Origin of the sequence: Robertkochia flava (genome assembly GCF_020166515.1) — a bacterium.
Taxonomy (GTDB): domain Bacteria; phylum Bacteroidota; class Bacteroidia; order Flavobacteriales; family Flavobacteriaceae; genus Robertkochia; species Robertkochia flava.
Genome location: NZ_JAINZT010000008.1, coordinates 15,873 through 33,847, shown reverse-complemented (window position 1 = coordinate 33,847; position 17,975 = coordinate 15,873). Strand labels below are relative to the sequence as shown.

General features: G+C 46.9%; 16 protein-coding genes and 1 tRNA gene. 5 read left to right on the top strand and 12 right to left on the bottom strand.

Translation table 11 applies throughout. The annotated features are described in order from the left end of the window. Positions 1-727 precede the first annotated feature (727 nt). The 4 genes from K7R11_RS13305 to dinB form a co-directional block, all read right to left on the bottom strand. A tRNA-Arg gene (locus tag K7R11_RS13305) sits at positions 728-799 on the bottom strand. Between the two features lie 86 nt (positions 800-885). Continuing rightward, the gene (locus tag K7R11_RS13300; RefSeq protein ID WP_224491238.1) at positions 886-2,109 is read right to left on the bottom strand and encodes an MFS transporter; all 1,224 of its coding nucleotides are present in this window, start codon (positions 2,107-2,109) and stop codon (positions 886-888) included. Positions 2,110-2,170: 61 nt separating this feature from the next. Then, positions 2,171-3,565 (bottom strand): exonuclease domain-containing protein, encoded by a 1,395-nt coding sequence (locus K7R11_RS13295; protein WP_224491237.1) that lies wholly within the window; start codon positions 3,563-3,565, stop codon positions 2,171-2,173. 69 nt (positions 3,566-3,634) lie between these two features. Continuing rightward, positions 3,635-4,738: a DNA polymerase IV gene (dinB, locus tag K7R11_RS13290; RefSeq protein WP_224491236.1), complete on the bottom strand. Its 1,104-nt coding sequence runs from the start codon at positions 4,736-4,738 to the stop codon at positions 3,635-3,637. Positions 4,739-4,796: 58 nt separating this feature from the next. Between dinB and K7R11_RS13285 the strand changes: the two genes are divergently transcribed. The 3 genes from K7R11_RS13285 to K7R11_RS13275 all read left to right on the top strand — a co-directional run bounded on the left by K7R11_RS13285 (position 4,797) and on the right by K7R11_RS13275 (position 6,595). Beyond that, the gene (locus tag K7R11_RS13285; RefSeq protein WP_224491235.1) at positions 4,797-5,465 is read left to right on the top strand and encodes an NAD(P)H-binding protein; all 669 of its coding nucleotides are present in this window, start codon (positions 4,797-4,799) and stop codon (positions 5,463-5,465) included. Between the two features lie 5 nt (positions 5,466-5,470). After that, positions 5,471-5,962 carry a CYTH domain-containing protein gene (locus tag K7R11_RS13280; protein ID WP_224491234.1) on the top strand — a complete coding sequence of 164 codons (492 nt, stop codon included), beginning with the start codon at positions 5,471-5,473 and terminating at the stop codon, positions 5,960-5,962. Positions 5,963-6,103: 141 nt separating this feature from the next. After that, entirely contained in the window at positions 6,104-6,595 is a 492-nt protein-coding gene (locus K7R11_RS13275; RefSeq protein ID WP_224491233.1) for a YciI family protein, read from the top strand. Between the two features lie 187 nt (positions 6,596-6,782). Here the strand turns inward: K7R11_RS13275 and greA are convergent, their stop codons facing one another. After that, positions 6,783-7,256, bottom strand: coding sequence for a transcription elongation factor GreA (greA, locus tag K7R11_RS13270; protein ID WP_224491232.1), 474 nt, complete (start codon positions 7,254-7,256; stop codon positions 6,783-6,785). 110 nt (positions 7,257-7,366) lie between these two features. Here greA and K7R11_RS13265 point away from each other — a divergent pair, with 110 nt between their 5' ends. After that, on the top strand, positions 7,367-7,816 hold the full coding sequence (locus K7R11_RS13265; RefSeq protein ID WP_224491231.1) for a hypothetical protein: 450 nt from the start codon (positions 7,367-7,369) through the stop codon (positions 7,814-7,816). A 60-nt stretch (positions 7,817-7,876) separates the two neighbouring features. On the opposite strand, the gene K7R11_RS13260 is transcribed toward K7R11_RS13265, so the two are convergent. Then, complete coding sequence (locus tag K7R11_RS13260; protein ID WP_224491230.1) at positions 7,877-10,258, bottom strand: TonB-dependent receptor; 2,382 nt, start codon at positions 10,256-10,258, stop codon at positions 7,877-7,879. A 289-nt stretch (positions 10,259-10,547) separates the two neighbouring features. Between K7R11_RS13260 and K7R11_RS13255 the strand changes: the two genes are divergently transcribed. Continuing rightward, positions 10,548-12,992, top strand: coding sequence for an ATP-binding protein (locus K7R11_RS13255; RefSeq protein WP_224491229.1), 2,445 nt, complete (start codon positions 10,548-10,550; stop codon positions 12,990-12,992). Here K7R11_RS13255 and K7R11_RS13250 read toward each other — a convergent pair. The 6 genes from K7R11_RS13250 to K7R11_RS13225 form a co-directional block, all read right to left on the bottom strand. Further along, a complete protein-coding gene (locus tag K7R11_RS13250; protein ID WP_224491228.1) occupies positions 12,989-14,353 on the bottom strand; it encodes a sigma-54-dependent transcriptional regulator in 1,365 nt (454 codons plus the stop codon). The two genes, K7R11_RS13255 and K7R11_RS13250, sit on opposite strands and share 4 nt — an antisense overlap. A 124-nt stretch (positions 14,354-14,477) precedes the next feature. Further along, positions 14,478-14,786, bottom strand: coding sequence for a hypothetical protein (locus K7R11_RS13245; protein WP_224491227.1), 309 nt, complete (start codon positions 14,784-14,786; stop codon positions 14,478-14,480). 223 nt (positions 14,787-15,009) lie between these two features. After that, positions 15,010-16,572, bottom strand: coding sequence for a DUF4301 family protein (locus K7R11_RS13240; protein ID WP_224491226.1), 1,563 nt, complete (start codon positions 16,570-16,572; stop codon positions 15,010-15,012). Beyond that, positions 16,569-17,132 carry an AAA family ATPase gene (locus K7R11_RS13235; RefSeq protein ID WP_224491225.1) on the bottom strand — a complete coding sequence of 188 codons (564 nt, stop codon included), beginning with the start codon at positions 17,130-17,132 and terminating at the stop codon, positions 16,569-16,571. Before K7R11_RS13235 ends, K7R11_RS13240 begins: the two co-directional genes overlap by 4 nt. Further along, the gene (gene pnuC / locus K7R11_RS13230) at positions 17,087-17,725 is read right to left on the bottom strand and encodes a nicotinamide riboside transporter PnuC (RefSeq protein ID WP_224491224.1); all 639 of its coding nucleotides are present in this window, start codon (positions 17,723-17,725) and stop codon (positions 17,087-17,089) included. Before pnuC ends, K7R11_RS13235 begins: the two co-directional genes overlap by 46 nt. Further along, positions 17,709-17,969 (bottom strand): thiamine-binding protein, encoded by a 261-nt coding sequence (locus tag K7R11_RS13225; protein ID WP_224491223.1) that lies wholly within the window; start codon positions 17,967-17,969, stop codon positions 17,709-17,711. The genes pnuC and K7R11_RS13225 overlap by 17 nt, the downstream gene beginning before the upstream one ends. Positions 17,970-17,975: the final 6 nt, after the last annotated feature.

The window sequence follows — 17,975 nt, the reverse complement described above, 5'->3', positions numbered from 1 at the left end:
TATTGATTTCTGAAAAAGTCAGAGAAATTAAAATACTGATCGCATTCCGGATCCGGGATCACCCTTGACCTGCGATGGAAGCTGGTACGGAAAAAAACCCATACGCCAGGAGTATTGCATGGACCTGTTTGGCCTACTCCTGCAAATAGAAAACCCAGGCTTGCCAGGGCAAGCCTGCTGTTTTTTTTATACCCCTTCACCCTGAGCAAGCAAGCTCGCTACTTTTTGGGTCCTAACCCCGGTAAATAACACCTACGCCAGGAGTATTGCATGGACCTGTTTGGCCTACTCCTGCAAATAGAAAATCCAGGCTTGCCCTGGCAAGCCTGCTGTTTTTTTATACCCCTTCACCCTGAGCAAGCAAGCTTGCTACTTTTTGGGTCCTAACCCCGGTAAAAAACACCTACGCCAGGAGTATTGCATGGACCTGTTTGGCCTACTCCTGCAAATAGAAAACCCAGGCTTGCCAGGGCAATCCTGCTGTTTTTTTATACCCCTTCTCCCTGAGCAAGCGAGCTTGCCAATTTTTGGGTCCTAACCCCGGTAAAAAACACCTACGCCAGGAGTATTGCATGGACCTGTTTGGCCTACTCCTGCAAATAGAAAACCCAGGCTTGCCAAGGCAAGCCTGCTGTTTTTTTATACCCCTTCTCCCTGAGCAAGCGAGCTTGCAGGGTTTGGGGTATAAAAAAACCCATCGCTCCTGCGATGGGTTTTCTGCTTGATGTAGCCCCGCCAGGACTCGAACCTGGATCTAAAGTTTAGGAAACTTCTATTCTATCCCTTGAACTACGGGGCCAGGAATTAAACTTCCCTGAATAGGTCAATGCAAAAATAATTGGTTTTTAAAAGTACCCATGGATTTTCATGTAAATTTTTACGTCATTACAGGGTGACCGATTCCCGCTTTCTTGGCACTTTTAATATCCGCATGGCATTTAGCTGGGCAAGCACCATCAGGCAAAATAATAAAAATACGGCCCACACAAAGGGAAGCCCGTTATCGAGCAGTGCCCCAACTACCAGGGGCCCCAGTGCTGTACTTAACACCATAAACATGGTAAACAAACTGCGTATGGTACCCATCATTGACGTTCCATAGACCTCGGCGATCACAGCAGTTTTTACCGTTCCGGCGATTCCCATGGTAATCCCACATAAAATAAGAAATACCAGGGCTCCCAGGATATGATCAACAAAGGCCAGAAACAGGAGTCCGGCACTCATGGGGAAGAGGTAAAAGGCAAACAGTTTTCGGGCGCCATACCGATCTACCCAGATACCCCCTGCCACAGACAGCAAAAAACGGGTAATGGCATAGGCCGTAAAAAAGGAGGCATAAAGTGTTAGCGACCATCCTTTCTCTTCGGCAAACACATACTGATAGAAGAATATCGCGGTTGAGATAAAACCGAGTGCAAAGCTGGGACTTACAATAATAAAAAATCGTTTGTCCCGGATAAGCCTACCAAAGGCCTTCCCCAACTCCCTCCAGGACAAGCCCCGGGCCTGAGCCTGCTGACGGTCAAATCCCCGAAGGTCCATAAACTGTACCATGATGGCATAGCAAATGAGCATAACACCACTCCCAACAGCCGCAACCCGGAATCCGTAATGCAGAAAGACTGCAGAGATGATCAGCGGAAAAACGGCCTCTCCCACAGAAAACCCCAGGGAAGTAAGACTTAGTGCCTTTCCCCGGTCGCGATCGTAATACCTCGACATAAGGGTGAACCCGATATGCGTAAGCATGCCCTGGCCATTTAGTCGCAATCCTGTAAAGGCTATGAATAAGAATGCAATGTGCCACCCGGAATACCCCAGGAAAAAACAGGAAATGGCGAGTGCCAGAAGCACCAGGGTGGTGATCTTTTTGACAGGTTTGTGATCTATGGTATGCCCTATGGTTAACATGATCACCGACGCCGTGATGGTACAGAGGGCATATACACTTCCGAAACCAGCCTTGCTCATTTCAAAAATACGGAGCAATTCCGGCACGTAGAGCGATAAAAGAAAGGTTTGTCCGAAACTGGAGAGAAAGGTCATGCTCCAGGCAAAAGCTACAGGTTTTCTGTTCGTATTTAAAAATCCCAAAAGGTCTTTCAAAACAATTCTCTTTAAGGACAAAGCTAATGAGAAGAAAATGAAATCCAGGACAGGAAGGCACCTATTCTCCCTGAAGCTGTCCCATGGCTTCAGGATACAGAAGCTCGGGATTTTTATTTGAGCGTAAGTACATGGAAATTAGCCTGAGCACATCACTATTGTGCTGAGCCGGGGTGATGTAATGACCCAGATCACTCCAACATCGGACCTCCTGGTCCTTTTCTATAAATCCGTACCCCCTGTACATCCCTTTTTCTACCAAGACCAATCCCTTTTCCGAAGACGTCCGCCCAGCGAGAACAAGGGCAAAGGATTCCCCCTCCATGGTAAGCATTTCTACAGCTTTTTCAACCCTTTTGTTATAGCTTTCCACAGATTCCCTGTCCATGCAGATCCCTTTACAGGAATGAATCCTGTAGTGGTTACACTGCCCCGAATGGCTTTGCAACTGGGTATACCTGGGACAAAGCTCGTATTTAAGGCACAGGCGTTCCAGCTCGCCGATGCATTCATGTACACTAAAAAAAGTTCGCAAGGGATTAGTGACAAAACGGGACTGATTATACCCAAGTTGCAGTATCCCTTTCCTGTTCTTATAAACGGTAAGTGCATATCCCTTATTGGTACGTTTCTGGGCGCGGTTGTATTTGGGGTATCTCTTTTTGATTTCCTGCGACTCCATGAGCAGGGCCATGAGTTCTGAACCGCTAAGCTCGAAATCGAGAGCAGCTGTTTCCCGGCAAAGGGCTACTTCCCTTGCCTTTTTATCGTAGAAATGGCCCAAAACACGCTTTTTAATGTTTATCGCCTTTCCCACATAGATAATGTTTGCATGACGATCCTTAAAGAAATAGATCCCGGGTGCTTCAGGAAGCCTGTCAAAATCTTCTTTTGGTAATAAGGAGGGTATGGCACTCGTTCCGGAGGCCCGGGAGATCATTTCCCTGTAGACATTCTGCTGATCTGCAGCGAGCAGCTTTTCGAAAAGCAATACGGTGGCATCTGCATCCCCCTTAGCCCTGTGCCGGTCCTTAAGCGGTATCTCCAGGCTGGTACACAATTTCCCCAGGCTGTAGGATCCCAGTCCCGGGTAGACCTTTCGCGACCAGCGAACCGTACAGAGTTTTTTTCTGTAGAATTCCAAACCGTAGCGCCTGAACTCACTTCGAAGCACCTGGTAATCAAATTGTACGTTATGTGCCACAAATACCCGGTTCTCCATAAGCTCGAGCAACCTTTCCGCCAATTCCCCGAAAGGAGGGGCATCCTGTACCATCTGATTATCTATCCCGGTAAGCCCGGTAACAAATGGAGAGATCGGAACCTGTGGATTCACCAGCGATTGAAACTCATCCTGTACCTGTTCCCCATCATGAAGGATCATGGCGATCTCGGTTACCCGGTTATCGGCTCCTGAAAGCCCGGTGGTTTCTATATCGACAATGACAAATTCCATTTGGGAAAATTTACAGGAATCAAGACTCAAAATTAAGGCTTTTCATCCTTTATTGGCCTTCCGGGATGCTTAAAACTCAATCCTGAGTTGTACCGACAGATCCTCTTTTCCGGATATGACCTCCGGTTTTTCAGCCGTATTGAGATTAGAAAGAGACAATCCGAGAAGGCGAACAGAATCCTGGAGTTCATCCTGGTAGAGCAACTCTTTTGCAAGTTCCAGCAGTAAACTCTTATCTGAAATATAAAACTCCTGGGTCCTGGAACGGGTCTGCACTTTAAAGTCGCTGTATTTGATCTTCAGGGTGAGCGTTTTCCCCGACACGCTGTGTTTTCTCAACCGGTTCCCCAATTCCTCGGCGATCAGACCGAGTTTTTCCAACATAAAGATCTCACTACTCAGGTTTTCACTAAAGGTTCGCTCGGCTCCCACAGACTTGGGAATACGTTCCGGTTTCACCGGACTGGTATGAATACCGCGTACCACCTGATAAAAATGACTGCCACTTTTACCAAAATGTTCCACAAGGAATTCCTCGGATCGCATTCGGAGTTCTTTCCCGGTAAAAATGCCCAGTTGATACATTTTTTCGGCAGTCACCTTTCCGATGCCAAAGAATTTACGGATATCCAATTGCTCCAGGAATCCCAGCACCTCCTCCGGGGGAATGGTTTTTTGTCCGTTTGGCTTATTGATATCACTGGCTACCTTAGCCAGGAACTTGTTTACAGAGATCCCTGCCGAGGCATGAAGTCCTGTTTCTTCATAGATGCGCCTTCTTATCTCTTGAGCAAGTACCGTGGCAGAGGGCATTCCTTTTTTATTTTCCGTCACGTCCAGAAAGGCTTCGTCCAATGACAGGGGTTCCACCAGGTCGGTATAATCAAAGAAAATTTTCCGGATCTTTTGAGAGATCTCACGGTAACGCTCAAACCTGGGTTTTACAAAGACCAGGTCCGGGCAAAGCCTGGCTGCCAACCTGCCCGACATGGCACTTTTTACGCCGAATTCCCGCGCCTGATAACTCGCCGCTGCCACCACGCCGCGTTTTTCCCCTCCGCCTACTGCAACAGGCCTACCTTTCAGGTCAGGATCGTCCAGTTGCTCCACAGAAGCATAAAAGGCATCCATATCCACATGAATGATCTTTCTGACGGGAAACATTTCTTCCATACAGCAAAATTAAACTAAATTAGCAGGAAACCACCCTTAGCGGGAATAACCCAACCTAATGAGTAAAAAAGCTATTATCCTTGGCGCTACAGGACTTTCCGGCGGTCACCTTTTAGAGCAATTGCTTCATGATGCACGCTACGGGGAGGTTGTTGTTTTCGGACGCAATTCAACGAGCCGGGAACACCCAAAACTCAGGGAATTTCATGCGGATCTGCTGAAACTGGAAGAACAGGAAGCCCGCTTTTTTGCAGACGAGGTGTATTGCTGCATAGGAACCACCAAAGCAAAAACCCCGGATAAGGACACCTACAGAAAGATCGACCTGGGCATACCTCTTCAGGCCGCGAAGCTCTGCAGCAAAAACGGGATCAACACCCTTACGGTGATTTCGGCCATGGGTGCCAAAGCTGGCAGCCCCGTTTTTTACAACAGGATCAAAGGAGAAATGGAGGAGAAGGTTTTGGAAGTGGGGGTACCTCGCACCTACATGGTTCAGCCCTCTTTAATAGGAGGAGAACGGGACGAGAACAGGCCTGCCGAATGGTTTTTTAAGCAACTGTTTAAAGGCCTTAATTACCTTATGGTGGGACCCCTGAAAAAATACAGGAGCATTCAGCCGGAAGAAATCGCCAAAGCCATGATCTGGCTCTCTAATGAAGAATTGCCCCCGGGAAGGTATGAGAATGACCGGTTGATTGAATTCGCTGAGCAATACAAAGCATAATACCCATGAAAGAGATCGAGCATAAATTTCTGGTTATAACGGATGACTACCGAAGATCGGCCCTAAAGAAGACACCTATCGAGCAGGGATTTTTAAATACCGACCCGGATCGCACCGTGAGAGTTCGCCTCAGGGGAAGCAAAGGCTACCTGACGGTAAAAGGCCGGTCTAACGACAGTGGAACTTCCAGGTTTGAATGGGAACACCCGATCAGCAAAAATGAGGCCAAAGCCCTGCTGTCATTATGTGAACCCGGCGCGATCAAAAAGACCCGTTTTGAAGTGGAATACGAAGGCAAACTTTTTGAGATAGACGTGTTTCACGAAGATAATGAAGGGCTTGTTATTGCGGAGATCGAACTGGAAGCCGAAGGAGAACACTTCGAGAAGCCGGAATGGTTAGGGCGCGAGGTCACCGGGGTGAAAAGGTACTACAATTCCATGCTCAGCAAACATCCTTACAGCAACTGGAGTGAGGAAGAGAGAAATGGGGAATAAGCAGTTGGGAATCGGGGGCTTAAGGAAAGGCGGAACACTTAAGATCGATGTCAGGATCCCGGGGAATTTCCGGCAACCGTTTCAACCACAAATATATCTTCCATGGACCTCATCACTGCAAAACCGTAAAACCAATATCCAATGAAAGCATTTCTATCCGTTGGCATCCTTGCACTGATCATGAGCTGTACGGCCGAAAACAAAACGACCGAAGGGAACCCTGAGGCCAGTACCGAAGCAACCACCTCGGTTAAAGCACTTAAAAAGAACCTTCAGGATCAGGGATACCAGACCTTTGACTATATAGATGAAAAAACCGGGGATACCATCCTGATGCAACAATACTTTATCGCCTTTCTGAAATCAGGACCGAAACGGTCTCAAACCAAAGCTGAGGCCGATAGCCTGCAGCGTTTGCACTTGCAGCACCTTTCCCGCATGTACGAGGAAGGCTATGCCGACATTTCCGGGCCTTTCGGAGATGATGGAGCGATCAGAGGCATAACCATTTACAACGTCCCCACCCTGGAAATGGCCGATAGTCTGGCCAATATGGACCCGATGGTTCAAAGCGGCCGGCTTATCATAGAAGTACATCCCTGGTGGGCAGCAAAGGGGTTTTCGCTCCGGTAAAACCCAGAAGGCGTTGGTTATCCATTCAGGCTTCCTGCATAAAGTTGAATTCTGCTATTTCCCGTTTTCCAATACTACCCAACTTTATTGACCTTTTGCTTGCGGCATCTCCTTTTCCCGGCCCGTCCCCAATAAAAAAAGGCCTCAGAAACCTGAAGCCTTTACAATTGTATAAACTTATATCTGCTTATCTGGAAATTTCCAGGATCTCGAAATTCATGGTTCCGTTTGGCACTTTGATCTCGGCGATATCCCCTACAGATTTCCCGAGCAGGCCCTTCCCGATAGGAGAGTTCACAGAGATCTTCCCGCTTTTCAGATCGGCCTCGCTTTCAGCAACAAGGGTATAGGTCATTTCCATACCATTGGTCTGATTTTTAATTTTCACCTTTGACAATACCAGAACCTTAGAGGTATCCAGCTGTGACTCATCTATCACCCTTGCATTGGCCAGGGTTTCTTCCAGTTTGGCAATACGCATCTCCAAGAGTCCCTGGGCCTCCTTGGCAGCGTCGTATTCGGCATTTTCAGACAAATCTCCTTTATCTCTTGCATCCGCGATAGCTTGAGAAGCTTTGGGGCGCTCCACACTTTTAAGTTGATCCAATTCAGCGCGCAACTTCTTAATTCCTTCTTCTGTATAATAGGATACTTTACTCATAACTTCATGGTTTATAAATACAAAAAATCCCCTTTTCTCTAAGAGGATTCAAACAAATATACAAAATTTACCCAACATTTATTTTCGTAAATTGCCGCAAATATTCCTTCATGAGACACCCGGCCTTACTTATTCTTTCTGCTATGATGTTCCTTATGCTGAGCTGTGATAACAGTGACCGTGAGAGGAATCCGTACCTCAGGGAACCTCAGTTCAGTATTGACATCAACCTTAACCTGCCCCAGTACGGGAGCCTGAACACGCCCGGAAGTGCGCTCTATATCGGGGGGAACAATGTAGGCATTAAAGGCATCATAGTTTATAACCAGGGCTTTGGAACTTATCTCGCCTGGGAGGCTACCTGTCCGAATCACAGTCCTAACAATTGCTCCACCCTGGTGGTACAGGATGGGGTCACCGCAAAATGCGGTTGTGACGACTTTCTGTACAGCCTGGTCAATGGCGCCCTTTTAAATGAGACGGAAGAAGGGCAGCGCCCGTATGCCCTGCTCAATTACCGGGCTTCTGTTAACGGTACCATAATCACCGTATACAATTAGCCCCCTGATCTTATCAGAGGGCCATCATCTTTTTCAGGTTTCAAAACTGCCGGGATTTCCCTAGAATTTGAGGTCTACTCCCACCAGGAAATTAAGACCTGCCTGCGGATAATATCCCGTACCACTAAAGGTTTCTGTTGAACCGTCGGGGTTTTGTACATCATAGGTGTAGAAGTATCCATTGGAAATGTATTCCACATCAAAGATATTGTTGAGCAATCCGCTAAAGGTAACCGTATCAAAGAATCCCCCTGTATCAACCACATACTGCAGGTTAAGATCATTGACGAAATAATCATCCAGCTTAGAGCTTTCCGCGTCGATATTTCCAAGATACTGCTCAGAAACATATTTTGACAACAGGGAGACCTGAAAACGATCTGTGGGAAACCAGGTCAGCATATTCCCGGCGATAATTCCGGGGGAATAGGCTATATGGGTGTTTCCGAGTTCCTCTAAGGCTCCGTCGCGCTCAAAGAAATAATCGAGATTCCTGTTATCGCTCAGGGCCAGGTTGGGCCGGAGCACCCATTGATCTGCAAGACGCAGGGTAGCATCGATCTCCAGTCCCAAACGGTAACTGTCGCCAACATTTCTTCTCAGGGGTGCACCCACATCGTTAAGCGCTCCTGTAAGTACCAGCTGGTCTTTATAGCGCATGTAATACACATTGGTATTGAGTTGCAGTTTACTTTTTTGCAGCCTCCACCCCAATTCAATATCATTGAGTTTTTCAGGCCTTGGGTTCCCGCTTTCATAATCGTTCCTGTTGGGCTCCCGGTTCGCCCTGGCATAAGACGCATATAGCTGGTTCGCATCGTCGATACGGTAGGTTAGCCCCAGTTTAGGATTAAAAAAGTTAAAGGTGTCGTCTACCAGTCCGGTCTCATTACCATTTGCAGCATAACTTACGCGGCGGTACTGAAGGTCGCCGAAAAATCCCAAACCATTCTCCAACCGATAATTTACTTTACCGTATAGATTAAAATCGGTCTTATCCGAATTATCGTTATAATACCTGTCTTTATAATCGCTCTGAGATGCAAACCGGGCCCAGATCACCTCCCCAAAATGATCGCCCTTATAGGTATTCCAGGCGCCTCCTGTAATGATACGCAGCCGGTCCTTCTGATAGTGCACCGAAAAGGTAGTGCCGTAAAAATCATTATCAAGCCATCGCCTTCGAATCAGGTCTGTGGTAGTGAGTAAGGAACCGTTTACCTGCAGGGGTTCAAAACCATAGGTTGCAAAGTCATCATCCTGGCGGTATTGCTCAAAATAGCCCCTGCCATAGGTATAGTGCAAAGCAAAATTGGAACTCCAGTAGGGACCCCACTGCTGATTCCAGTGGAGCTGTGCATGGTCCTGCTTATAATTATCGACCTCATTGTCGTAAAAATCAACGATCTCACCTGCCTCATTATAGATGGCCCCGGCAATATTAAAGGTTCTGTCGTTCTCCAGGATCTCCGGATCCTCGATCCCATACCAGGCCTGGTAAGTCACTTCCTTACCTCCGAAAAGCAGCACTTTGATCAGCGTATTTTCATCTACATACGATCCCTGAAGAAAATACGAATCCAGGTCAGAACTGGCTCTGTCTATGTATCCGTCTGACTGGATCTGCGACAGTCGCCCGTACACCTCAAAATGGTCATTCATAAGTCCGGTGCTGAACCGCAGGCTGGTTCTGAGGGTATTGAAACTTCCGCCGGCGGCAGAGATCTGGGCATAGGCTTCTTCAGTGATCGCATCCGTTAACAGGTTCAGGCTTGCTCCAAAAGCTCCTGCACCGTTCGTAGAGGTACCCACCCCACGCTGCAGTTGCAAACTCTCCACAGAAGAGGCAAAGTCAGGAAGGTTCACCCAAAAAGTCCCCTGGGATTCGGCATCATTATAGGGTATTCCGTTTATGGTAACATTTACACGGGTGGCATCGCTTCCCCTTACTCGTATACCGGTGTATCCCACTCCGGCTCCGGCATCAGAGGTGGTCACCACCCCCGGCATATAATTCATGAGTATGGGAATATCCTGCCCGAGGTTTCTGGGGGCGATCTCCTCTGCCGAAAGGTCGGAATAACTCACCGGAGACTCCCGGTCTGCCCGTACAGCCGAAACCAGCACTTCATCCAGTAATACATCTTTTTCCCTGAGTCGGATATCCAACCGGGTATCTCCGTTTACTGCCACCGATCGGTACAGCGGCTGGGGAGAAGAATAATAGAAAACGAGGTCATAAGTTCCTGACGCTAAGAAGAGCTCCCAGCGTCCGTCAGCATCGGTCTGAGTTCCGGCATTGCTGTTTTTCACCTTTACGGTGACACCGGGTACCGGTTCGCCGGTCTGATCCTGAAAAGTTCCGTAAACACGGTAGTCCTGGGCTGATAAGATTGAGAGGCCTCCCAGGAAAAGCCCTAAACATGCGAATATGAATTTCATTCGTAATTGAATTTACGAATAAAAGGGGTCATTATTCTTGCTATTAAACATTGATTTCTTACGAAGAACAGCTTCCCGGCCGTACGAAGCTGCTCTTCTGTTTCCCTAAACAGCATTACCTGTTCCAGGTTCTATGGGTATGATCTCAGCCTGTAAATCTTCCGGATGGTTCCGGGCGATCGAGGCACCCCTTTTGAGACGGGGCAAAATTACTAAGTATTATACAATTAGAAGGATTATTTTTACAAAATCTTATAAATATCGCTAACGCTCTGATTATCTTTGTTTTATGACGAGCCTTAAACAGGGAATCACCGCCAAGGTACTCATCAGTTACCTCATGCTTCTGGTACTGGCCATAGTGGTCGGGTGGATCATCTATGCCGAGATCAATTCTTTTGCCCGGGCACAGGAGGATAAGGGCATTGAGAATAAGAAAGTATTCCGAATCGGAGGCTTACTCACCCTGATGTACGAAACAGAAAGTTTTGCAAGGTCGGCCATTCAATCCAACCGGAATGCCCCCTATGAAACCTACCTGCGCAAGAATGACTCCATCAATATGGCCATCGACTCCCTGATTCTTATCATGGATAACGACACCCAGAGAATGCTTCTGGACAGTGTAAAAATCCTCTTGGAACAAAAGGTGACTAATATTTCTGAACTCAGGCAGATCAGAAATGACAAAGGCTCGGACATGGCCCTGAACAAGGCCATTGAGAAGTTCTCTAACATTGAGCAAACCCTGGGCAGGCTCTCCCTGGAAGATTTCGTGGTTAATCCCCGGGAGCTCACTCAGGAAAGAAGGGCACAACTCCAGGAACAGATCAATATCCTCAATAATTATATCCCGAGAGATTCAACCAACACCGTAGATGAGGCCATCCTGGACTCTTTGGTTATTGCCTCCAGGGCCATGCTGGAACAGATCCGAAAAGAGACGGCCCAAAGAAAACTATCGGTAGCCATTAAGGAAAATTCTCTCTTACAAAACGACCTGAATACTTCCCAGCAATTACGGGAGATCCTTTCGACTCTGGAGGGCGAGCTCCTGGAAAATGCGCAACGTACAAATACCAGAAGAGAGGCTGTACTTAACCGAAGTATCAGGGTACTTACCTGGGCTGCGATTATCGGGATCGCCCTTGTGATTCTCTTTTCCCTCCTTATCCTTAATGACTTTCTAAAAAGTCAGAAATACCGGGAGCAACTGGAAAAGGCCAATGATTACGCCCAGAAACTGCTCAAAGGGCGGGAACAACTTATCTCCATGGTGAGTCATGACCTGCGCACCCCCCTGAACACCATCCTGGGCTACACCGAGCTAATGGCAGAAAATACCAAATCGCCCCGGGAGGCCTATTATGCCGGCAGGATCAAAACAGCGTCAAACTATGTTACCAAACTGGTGGATGACCTGTTAGATTACACCAAACTTGAAGCCGGAAAGGTCGCTATTGAAACGGTGCCATTTGACCTGAAAAAACTCATCTTCGAGACCGCAGAAAGCCTTAAGGCTATTTATCATCACAAACCCATAGCGCTTAACTACAATTTCGAAGACAAGCTGCCAGGACAATTAATCAGCGATCCCCACCGGGTAAAACAGATCCTTAACAACCTTATCGGCAATGCCTATAAGTTTACCGAAACCGGGGCGATTACCATTACCGTATCCTACCGGCATCCCATGAAATCGCTTGAAATAGATGTTACAGATACGGGCATTGGCATCCCTGAGGAAAAGCAACCCATGATCTTCCAGGAATTCACCCAGGCAGATCAATCCCATGAAAAGAAATTCGGCGGAAGCGGGCTGGGGTTGTTTATTTCCTGGAAACTTGCCGGACTCCTGGACGGGGCTTTAAAACTGCGATCAAAAAGCGGAGAAGGAAGTACCTTTACCCTGGAACTTCCGGCGAAATTCAGCGAAGCACCGGCGGCATCTGAAAAAGAAATCCTGCCTGCGGGCGACCTCGCCTTTAAAAGGGTGATCATTGTAGATGACGACACCCTGCTTCTGCAAATGCTGGAGGATTGGCTGGTGACCCGGAAAGCCATCGTTCACGCATTTAAAAGCGCCACAGAGGTGCTGGCACAAATCGATAAAATAAACTTTGACCTGATCATCACCGACATCCAGCTGCCCGGTATTAACGGGTTTCGGTTCCTGGAGTTGCTTCGGTCTGATCCGTCCTACGGATACAAGGGACAACCCGTGATCGCAGTATCTGGGAGAAAAGACCTGGACGCCGAAAAGTACCTCATCAACGGATTTTCTGCCTTTGTATTCAAACCCTATAAACCCTCTGACCTGCTGGAGGTGATCTCCGGACTCGAAGAGCGAAAACAACCAGAGGAAGAACATCATGGCGAAAGGCAGACCGACCGCCAAACACCGCCGCTTTACGACCTTGACGACCTGAAGTCTTTTATGGATAATGATGAAAAGGCCCTTCAACAACTCCTGGACAGTTTTATGCAAACCACAGAAGACGACCTGGAATCCATGAAAGCATTCAGGTCAAAAGGAGATGTACATGCGATCCAGGATCTGGCCCATCGAATGAAAACCATGTTCCGGCAAATTCATGCAGAAAGCATGGTGAAAGTTCTTGAGAAAATAGAACTGGAAACCACAAGCGATATGACAGAAATAAGCGGCTGGATCGCAGACCTGGAGAAGGCCTTCCAAACCCTCCAGGAATCTATAACCAACCAGAAGACCTAGACATCGATCTCGTATTCCCTGATCTTATTGTATAGGGTTTTCCGGGTAATCTGAAGCAATCTGGCCGCCTTGGTCTTGTTATTCCCCGCCTCCTTTAGGGCATTGAGAATAAGGTCCCGTTCATGATCTTTCGTGGAAAATGAGACCGAAGAAGTACCGCCGGTCTCTTTCATAGCAATTTGCACAAAATCCGGGGGAAGGTTCTTCTTCTGAATAATATCTCCCTGACTCAGCAATACACCACGCTTGACGATATTGGATAATTCCCGCAGGTTTCCGGGCCAACGGTATCCCTGGAACATCCGGATCACCTCATCGGTAAACCCGACTGCAGATTTGCCTAGTTGCGTATTCGAATTTTGCAGAAAGTGATCGGCGAAGATCATCAGGTCTTCCCTCCGGTCTGTTAAAGAAGGGACTTTTATGGAAAATTCATTCAATCGATGATAGAGGTCTTCGCGGAACTTACCCTCTTTTACGGCTTCCAGCAGGTCTTCATTGGTTGCCGAGATCACCCTGATATCCACATCGATCTCCTTACTGCTCCCAATAGGTTTGATCTTCCTTTCCTGCAGGGCCCTCAATAACTGTACCTGTACCTCGTAAGGAAGATTGCCCACCTCATCGAGAAAAAGGGTACCGCCGTTGGCCTCTTCAAAATGTCCTTTCTTGTCATGTACCGCCCCGGTAAATGAGCCCTTGAGATGCCCGAAAAATTCACTCCCTGCGATTTCCCGTGGGATAGCCCCGCAATCTACAGGAACAAAGCCGTTATTCTTCCGTTCACTCAACTCGTGTATTCGCTGTGCCACCACCTCTTTGCCCGTACCGCTCTCTCCGGTAATGAGTACCGACATATTTGTAGGTGCCACCAGGGAAACGTATTCGTTGAGCTTTTGTGAAGCCTTGCTTATTCCTTTAACTTTTGTGAGGTCTCCCGAAGAAGTTTCCGCTCTTTTTCCGGAAGGGGTTTTTACAAATTCTGAGGTATCCACCGGTTTTTCCTTTTTAAGAGCATTCCCTAAAACGGCCAGGACTTCATCCTGATTAAAAGGCTTGGATATATAATCGAAAGCACCCTTCTTCATGGCTTCCACGGCAGTGGTTACCTGTGCATATCCGGTCATAAGAATTACCGGAAGGTGCTCGTTGAGCTCCTTAATTCTGCTCAGGATCTGAATGCCGTCTTCATCCGGGAGCCTCAGATCGGTAAAGACGAGGTCGTACTTTTCCTTTTCGAGTAACTGATATGCACTTTCTGCATCAGAACATCTGTCTACGGTATACCCGTGACGCTCCAGAAAACCCTGGAACATCCTGGAAAAATTGATATCGTCTTCAATGAGTAGTAACTTTGGCATGCCAGATGGTATCCGCCCTAATACGGTAGTTTATAACATGCTGAATTTAAGGAAATTAAATAAAAAAAGGATGGGTAATGCCCATCCTTTTTTCAATCAAACTAACTAACTACTATATACAGACTTATTTCTGGATCCACTCTCCGTTTTCATTGGCATACAGGGTGGCAGTTTCTTCACCCATAGTTACTTCAAGCTTGTATTCACTTGCTTCGTTCACATATGCTTTTGAGATCTCAGCTCCGGGATAGTCATTTGCCAGCGCATCCTTTACTGCTTGTGGCACCTCATCGTGCGCAATCTCAGAAAATTCTTCCTGAACTACTTCCTGATAGATATCTTCAGAGATTCCATCGTGGAAAATAACCGGAGTTGCTGCAAAAGAGGTAAAACTTCCTAAGGCAAGTGCTGAAACTAATACTAGATTTTTCATAATGATTTATATTTTAAGTTATAAGTGTTTGATTAGTATATTGCCACTATCGTACCAATTCGGAAACCCCCTGTTTACAAAACATAAAAAACCCCTGAAAGCACTGTGCTTAAAGGGGTTTGATGATTTTTACATCTGTTTATGCCATTTCCGGAAAGTGTGTAAATCTGGTATACACCGTGTAATTTTTACACACTATTGTGTATACCGGGCCTCCGGAAGCTTACAATGCCCTCACCTGGTGAGGCTGTTTTAAAAGGTCTACTACGGTTTTGGCAGGGTTAAAGGTGATCAGGGAAACCTCCACAAAAACGGTATTCCAGAACGCCATGCCCCCGTTCCACAGTCCGGGAAGTTCAAGAGCCTTTAATTCCTTTCCCTCTTTGGTCTTGTGGGTGATGAACGCCTGTTTGTGGTCAACATAGTTCATAAGATCGTATTTCTCTCCCTTATAATTCTTGACACTGCATACAATGTCAACCGGGTTAAAGTGGGTAGCGGCATTTAGGATCTGTCCCTGAAACTTATTCTTTTGATCGATCTGGGCAGATTCGATGATCTGCAGTGAAATATTGCCATCTTCATCCTTAATCCAGAACGGACCTCCACCGGGTTCTCCTTCATTCTGTACCATTCCGCAAACCCGAATTGGCGCATCGAGTTTTTCCTTGAGGAACTCGATCTGATAGATCTCCTTATACTTATTGACATCCGACTTGATCCGCACATTCAATTTCTCTGATAGAAACTGCTTGATCTCCTCTATGGTTGCCTCATCGGGAACCGATTCATCCAGCAACTTCGAATAGGCATAGGTCTGTTCTCTTAATTCAAGTAATTTCCCGGCAAGCATTTTTTTATACTCGGCCATCTCATGCTTGAATTTGTACACCACTACATTATCGATATTTTTTATAAAGATCAGGTCTGCATCCTGGTCATTGAGGTTCTCGATCAGGGCACCATGACCTCCGGGCCTGAATAACAGCGCTCCCGATTGCAACCGGAATGGGTCGTCGTCGGGGGTAACGGCAATGGTATCGGTCGCAGGTTTCTGAAAGGAGAAACTGATATCGAACTTCACCCCCGTTTTTTCCTCCACACTTTCACGAATAGCTTTAAATTCTTCTTCGAACTTTTTCAGATGATCTTCAGATATGGTAAAGTGCAACCTGGCCTTTCCTTTGGAACTGCTGTAGAGGGCTGCCTCGTAAAGATGCTCTTCAAAAGCTGTAGACGGGCGGGTTTTATACCGGTGGAACGGTAATAATCCCTTGGGGAAGGACCCGAAATCAAACCCATCCTCAGAGAGCAGCAGCTTTACGAAAATGTATTTCTGATGGTCATAGGGCAGCTTGATATAATCGGGATAGCGTTTCTCCATTTCCTCCATCACCTCCTGGTAGAACGGAAATTTCTCCACCCCGACAAAAAACGTTCTTATAACCTGGTCTTTGGTGCGGTTCACATAGGCATTTACCGTTTCCTTCTCCGGGTCATATCCGTTGAGAAACTCAAACAAGGCCTTAAACATCCGTGTAGCTGCCCCCGAAGCAGGCACGAACTTCAGCAGGTCCAGGTTTTCCCTCGATGCTTCATACAGGGAGATGTAATGTTGTTTTTCAGCCTCTTCATAGCGCTCTATTCCATCGCCTGTCGTTGCTGCAGCCACCAGGTTAACAAACGGGATCCCGCGTTTAAACACCTCGATCTGTTCCCGGATCTTTTCGGGAGCAATACCAAGGTTTTTAATTTGTTTCAGGTCAGTTTCTAACAGTGTGGTCATGTTTTGATCAGTTTATCTATTAAACGTACGGCTTTTGCAAATCGCTCCTCTTCAGTCCCGGTTAGGATAACATAGGGTTTATCGTATTTCTGCAGGGTTTTCTCGAACATATTGAACATCTCTTCCCGCTGATCGGGCCTGTCCCTGAGATCGTCGGCCACCCAAGGGGTGTCTATATAGGTTAACAAATATAAATCGTATTTATTCTCTATGGCATATTTTTCGAGCAACGGATCTACATAACCATTGTAATAAGCCTCAGAGTACACCCTGGTAACCAGGAGGTTGGTATCTAATATCAATACCTTATCTGCTTTCTCCCCAAGGGTATTTTCGAGGTGCATCTGCCCTTCTGCAATAGGAATAATGTCTTCCGGCTGGCACACCTGCTTTTCCCTGTCCCACTTATCCTGAAGGTAATCCCGGGCATATTCAGGCACCCATTCGGTTTGGTAATGCTGTGCAAGTCGCCGGGCCAGGGTGGTTTTTCCTGTCGATTCAGGACCATAAAGCACTACCCTAACAAGGTCTGCGGACTTCTGTTCAAGTTTTTCTTCCATGCAATATACCCGTATATGGCTATTATGGTAAATATAAAATATTGAAAGCTGGTTAAGGTTAATCCCTTGTAAAGATATAGCGGAACAGAGATCAGGTCACCGGCGATCCAATAGACCCAGTTTTCGAGCTTTTTACGGGCCATGAGCCACATCCCCACAAAGAAAATTGCTGTAGTAAGCACATCTGCGTAGGATATCCATCCGTCCCATTTATTAAAAACCTGATACACTGCGCTTACAAAGACCACGGTTGCTGCAAACAGGACAACCGACCACACCTGCTCTTTCCTGCTGGTGGTGGTTACCGGAGTGAAATGATCCGGATCTACCTTTCGGGTCCAGATATACCATCCATAGATGCTCATGATAAAATAATAGGCGTTGATGAGCATATCCCCCAGCAATCCCCAGTACAGCAGGATATAAACGAAAATTGCCGTGCTGATGATCCCGGTAGGATACACCAGGATGTTCTCACGCTTCGAATACCAAACGCTGAGAAATCCGAAGAGTACGGCGACCGCCTCGAGAAGTATCAGATGTACCGGCACCCCCTGGTAAGGAGCTAAAAGTAATTCAAAAATGCGGCTCATAGTCGCTGCGGTCAGATTTAACGATCTTCATGTATAACAATCCCTTATCTATCATTTCCAGGGCAGATTTTATTTCCTTTTGCATTACCTCCATCACCTGATCATATTCGCCATAAACCTGGGTGCTCAATGGATTTTCCAGGACGGTAAGTCCGGACGCCCTCAGCCTCCTGATGAATTCAATAATGGCCGGCTCAAAATCGTCCTGCAGGGGAGTCAGGGTAAGTTCTACTGAGATCTTCATAAGTTC

Coding starts and splice junctions, on each gene's coding strand:
- K7R11_RS13295 (WP_224491237.1), bottom strand. CDS start 3,565: ATGGAATTTGTCATTGTCGATATAGAAACCACCGGGCTTTCAGGAGCC.
- dinB (WP_224491236.1), bottom strand. CDS start 4,738: ATGGAAGAAATGTTTCCCGTCAGAAAGATCATTCATGTGGATATGGAT.
- K7R11_RS13285 (WP_224491235.1), top strand. CDS start 4,797: ATGAGTAAAAAAGCTATTATCCTTGGCGCTACAGGACTTTCCGGCGGT.
- K7R11_RS13280 (WP_224491234.1), top strand. CDS start 5,471: ATGAAAGAGATCGAGCATAAATTTCTGGTTATAACGGATGACTACCGA.
- K7R11_RS13275 (WP_224491233.1), top strand. CDS start 6,104: ATGAAAGCATTTCTATCCGTTGGCATCCTTGCACTGATCATGAGCTGT.
- greA (WP_224491232.1), bottom strand. CDS start 7,256: ATGAGTAAAGTATCCTATTATACAGAAGAAGGAATTAAGAAGTTGCGC.
- K7R11_RS13265 (WP_224491231.1), top strand. CDS start 7,367: ATGAGACACCCGGCCTTACTTATTCTTTCTGCTATGATGTTCCTTATG.
- K7R11_RS13260 (WP_224491230.1), bottom strand. CDS start 10,258: ATGAAATTCATATTCGCATGTTTAGGGCTTTTCCTGGGAGGCCTCTCA.
- K7R11_RS13255 (WP_224491229.1), top strand. CDS start 10,548: ATGACGAGCCTTAAACAGGGAATCACCGCCAAGGTACTCATCAGTTAC.
- K7R11_RS13250 (WP_224491228.1), bottom strand. CDS start 14,353: ATGCCAAAGTTACTACTCATTGAAGACGATATCAATTTTTCCAGGATG.
- K7R11_RS13245 (WP_224491227.1), bottom strand. CDS start 14,786: ATGAAAAATCTAGTATTAGTTTCAGCACTTGCCTTAGGAAGTTTTACC.
- K7R11_RS13240 (WP_224491226.1), bottom strand. CDS start 16,572: ATGACCACACTGTTAGAAACTGACCTGAAACAAATTAAAAACCTTGGT.
- K7R11_RS13235 (WP_224491225.1), bottom strand. CDS start 17,132: ATGGAAGAAAAACTTGAACAGAAGTCCGCAGACCTTGTTAGGGTAGTG.
- pnuC (WP_224491224.1), bottom strand. CDS start 17,725: ATGAGCCGCATTTTTGAATTACTTTTAGCTCCTTACCAGGGGGTGCCG.
- K7R11_RS13225 (WP_224491223.1), bottom strand. CDS start 17,969: ATGAAGATCTCAGTAGAACTTACCCTGACTCCCCTGCAGGACGATTTT.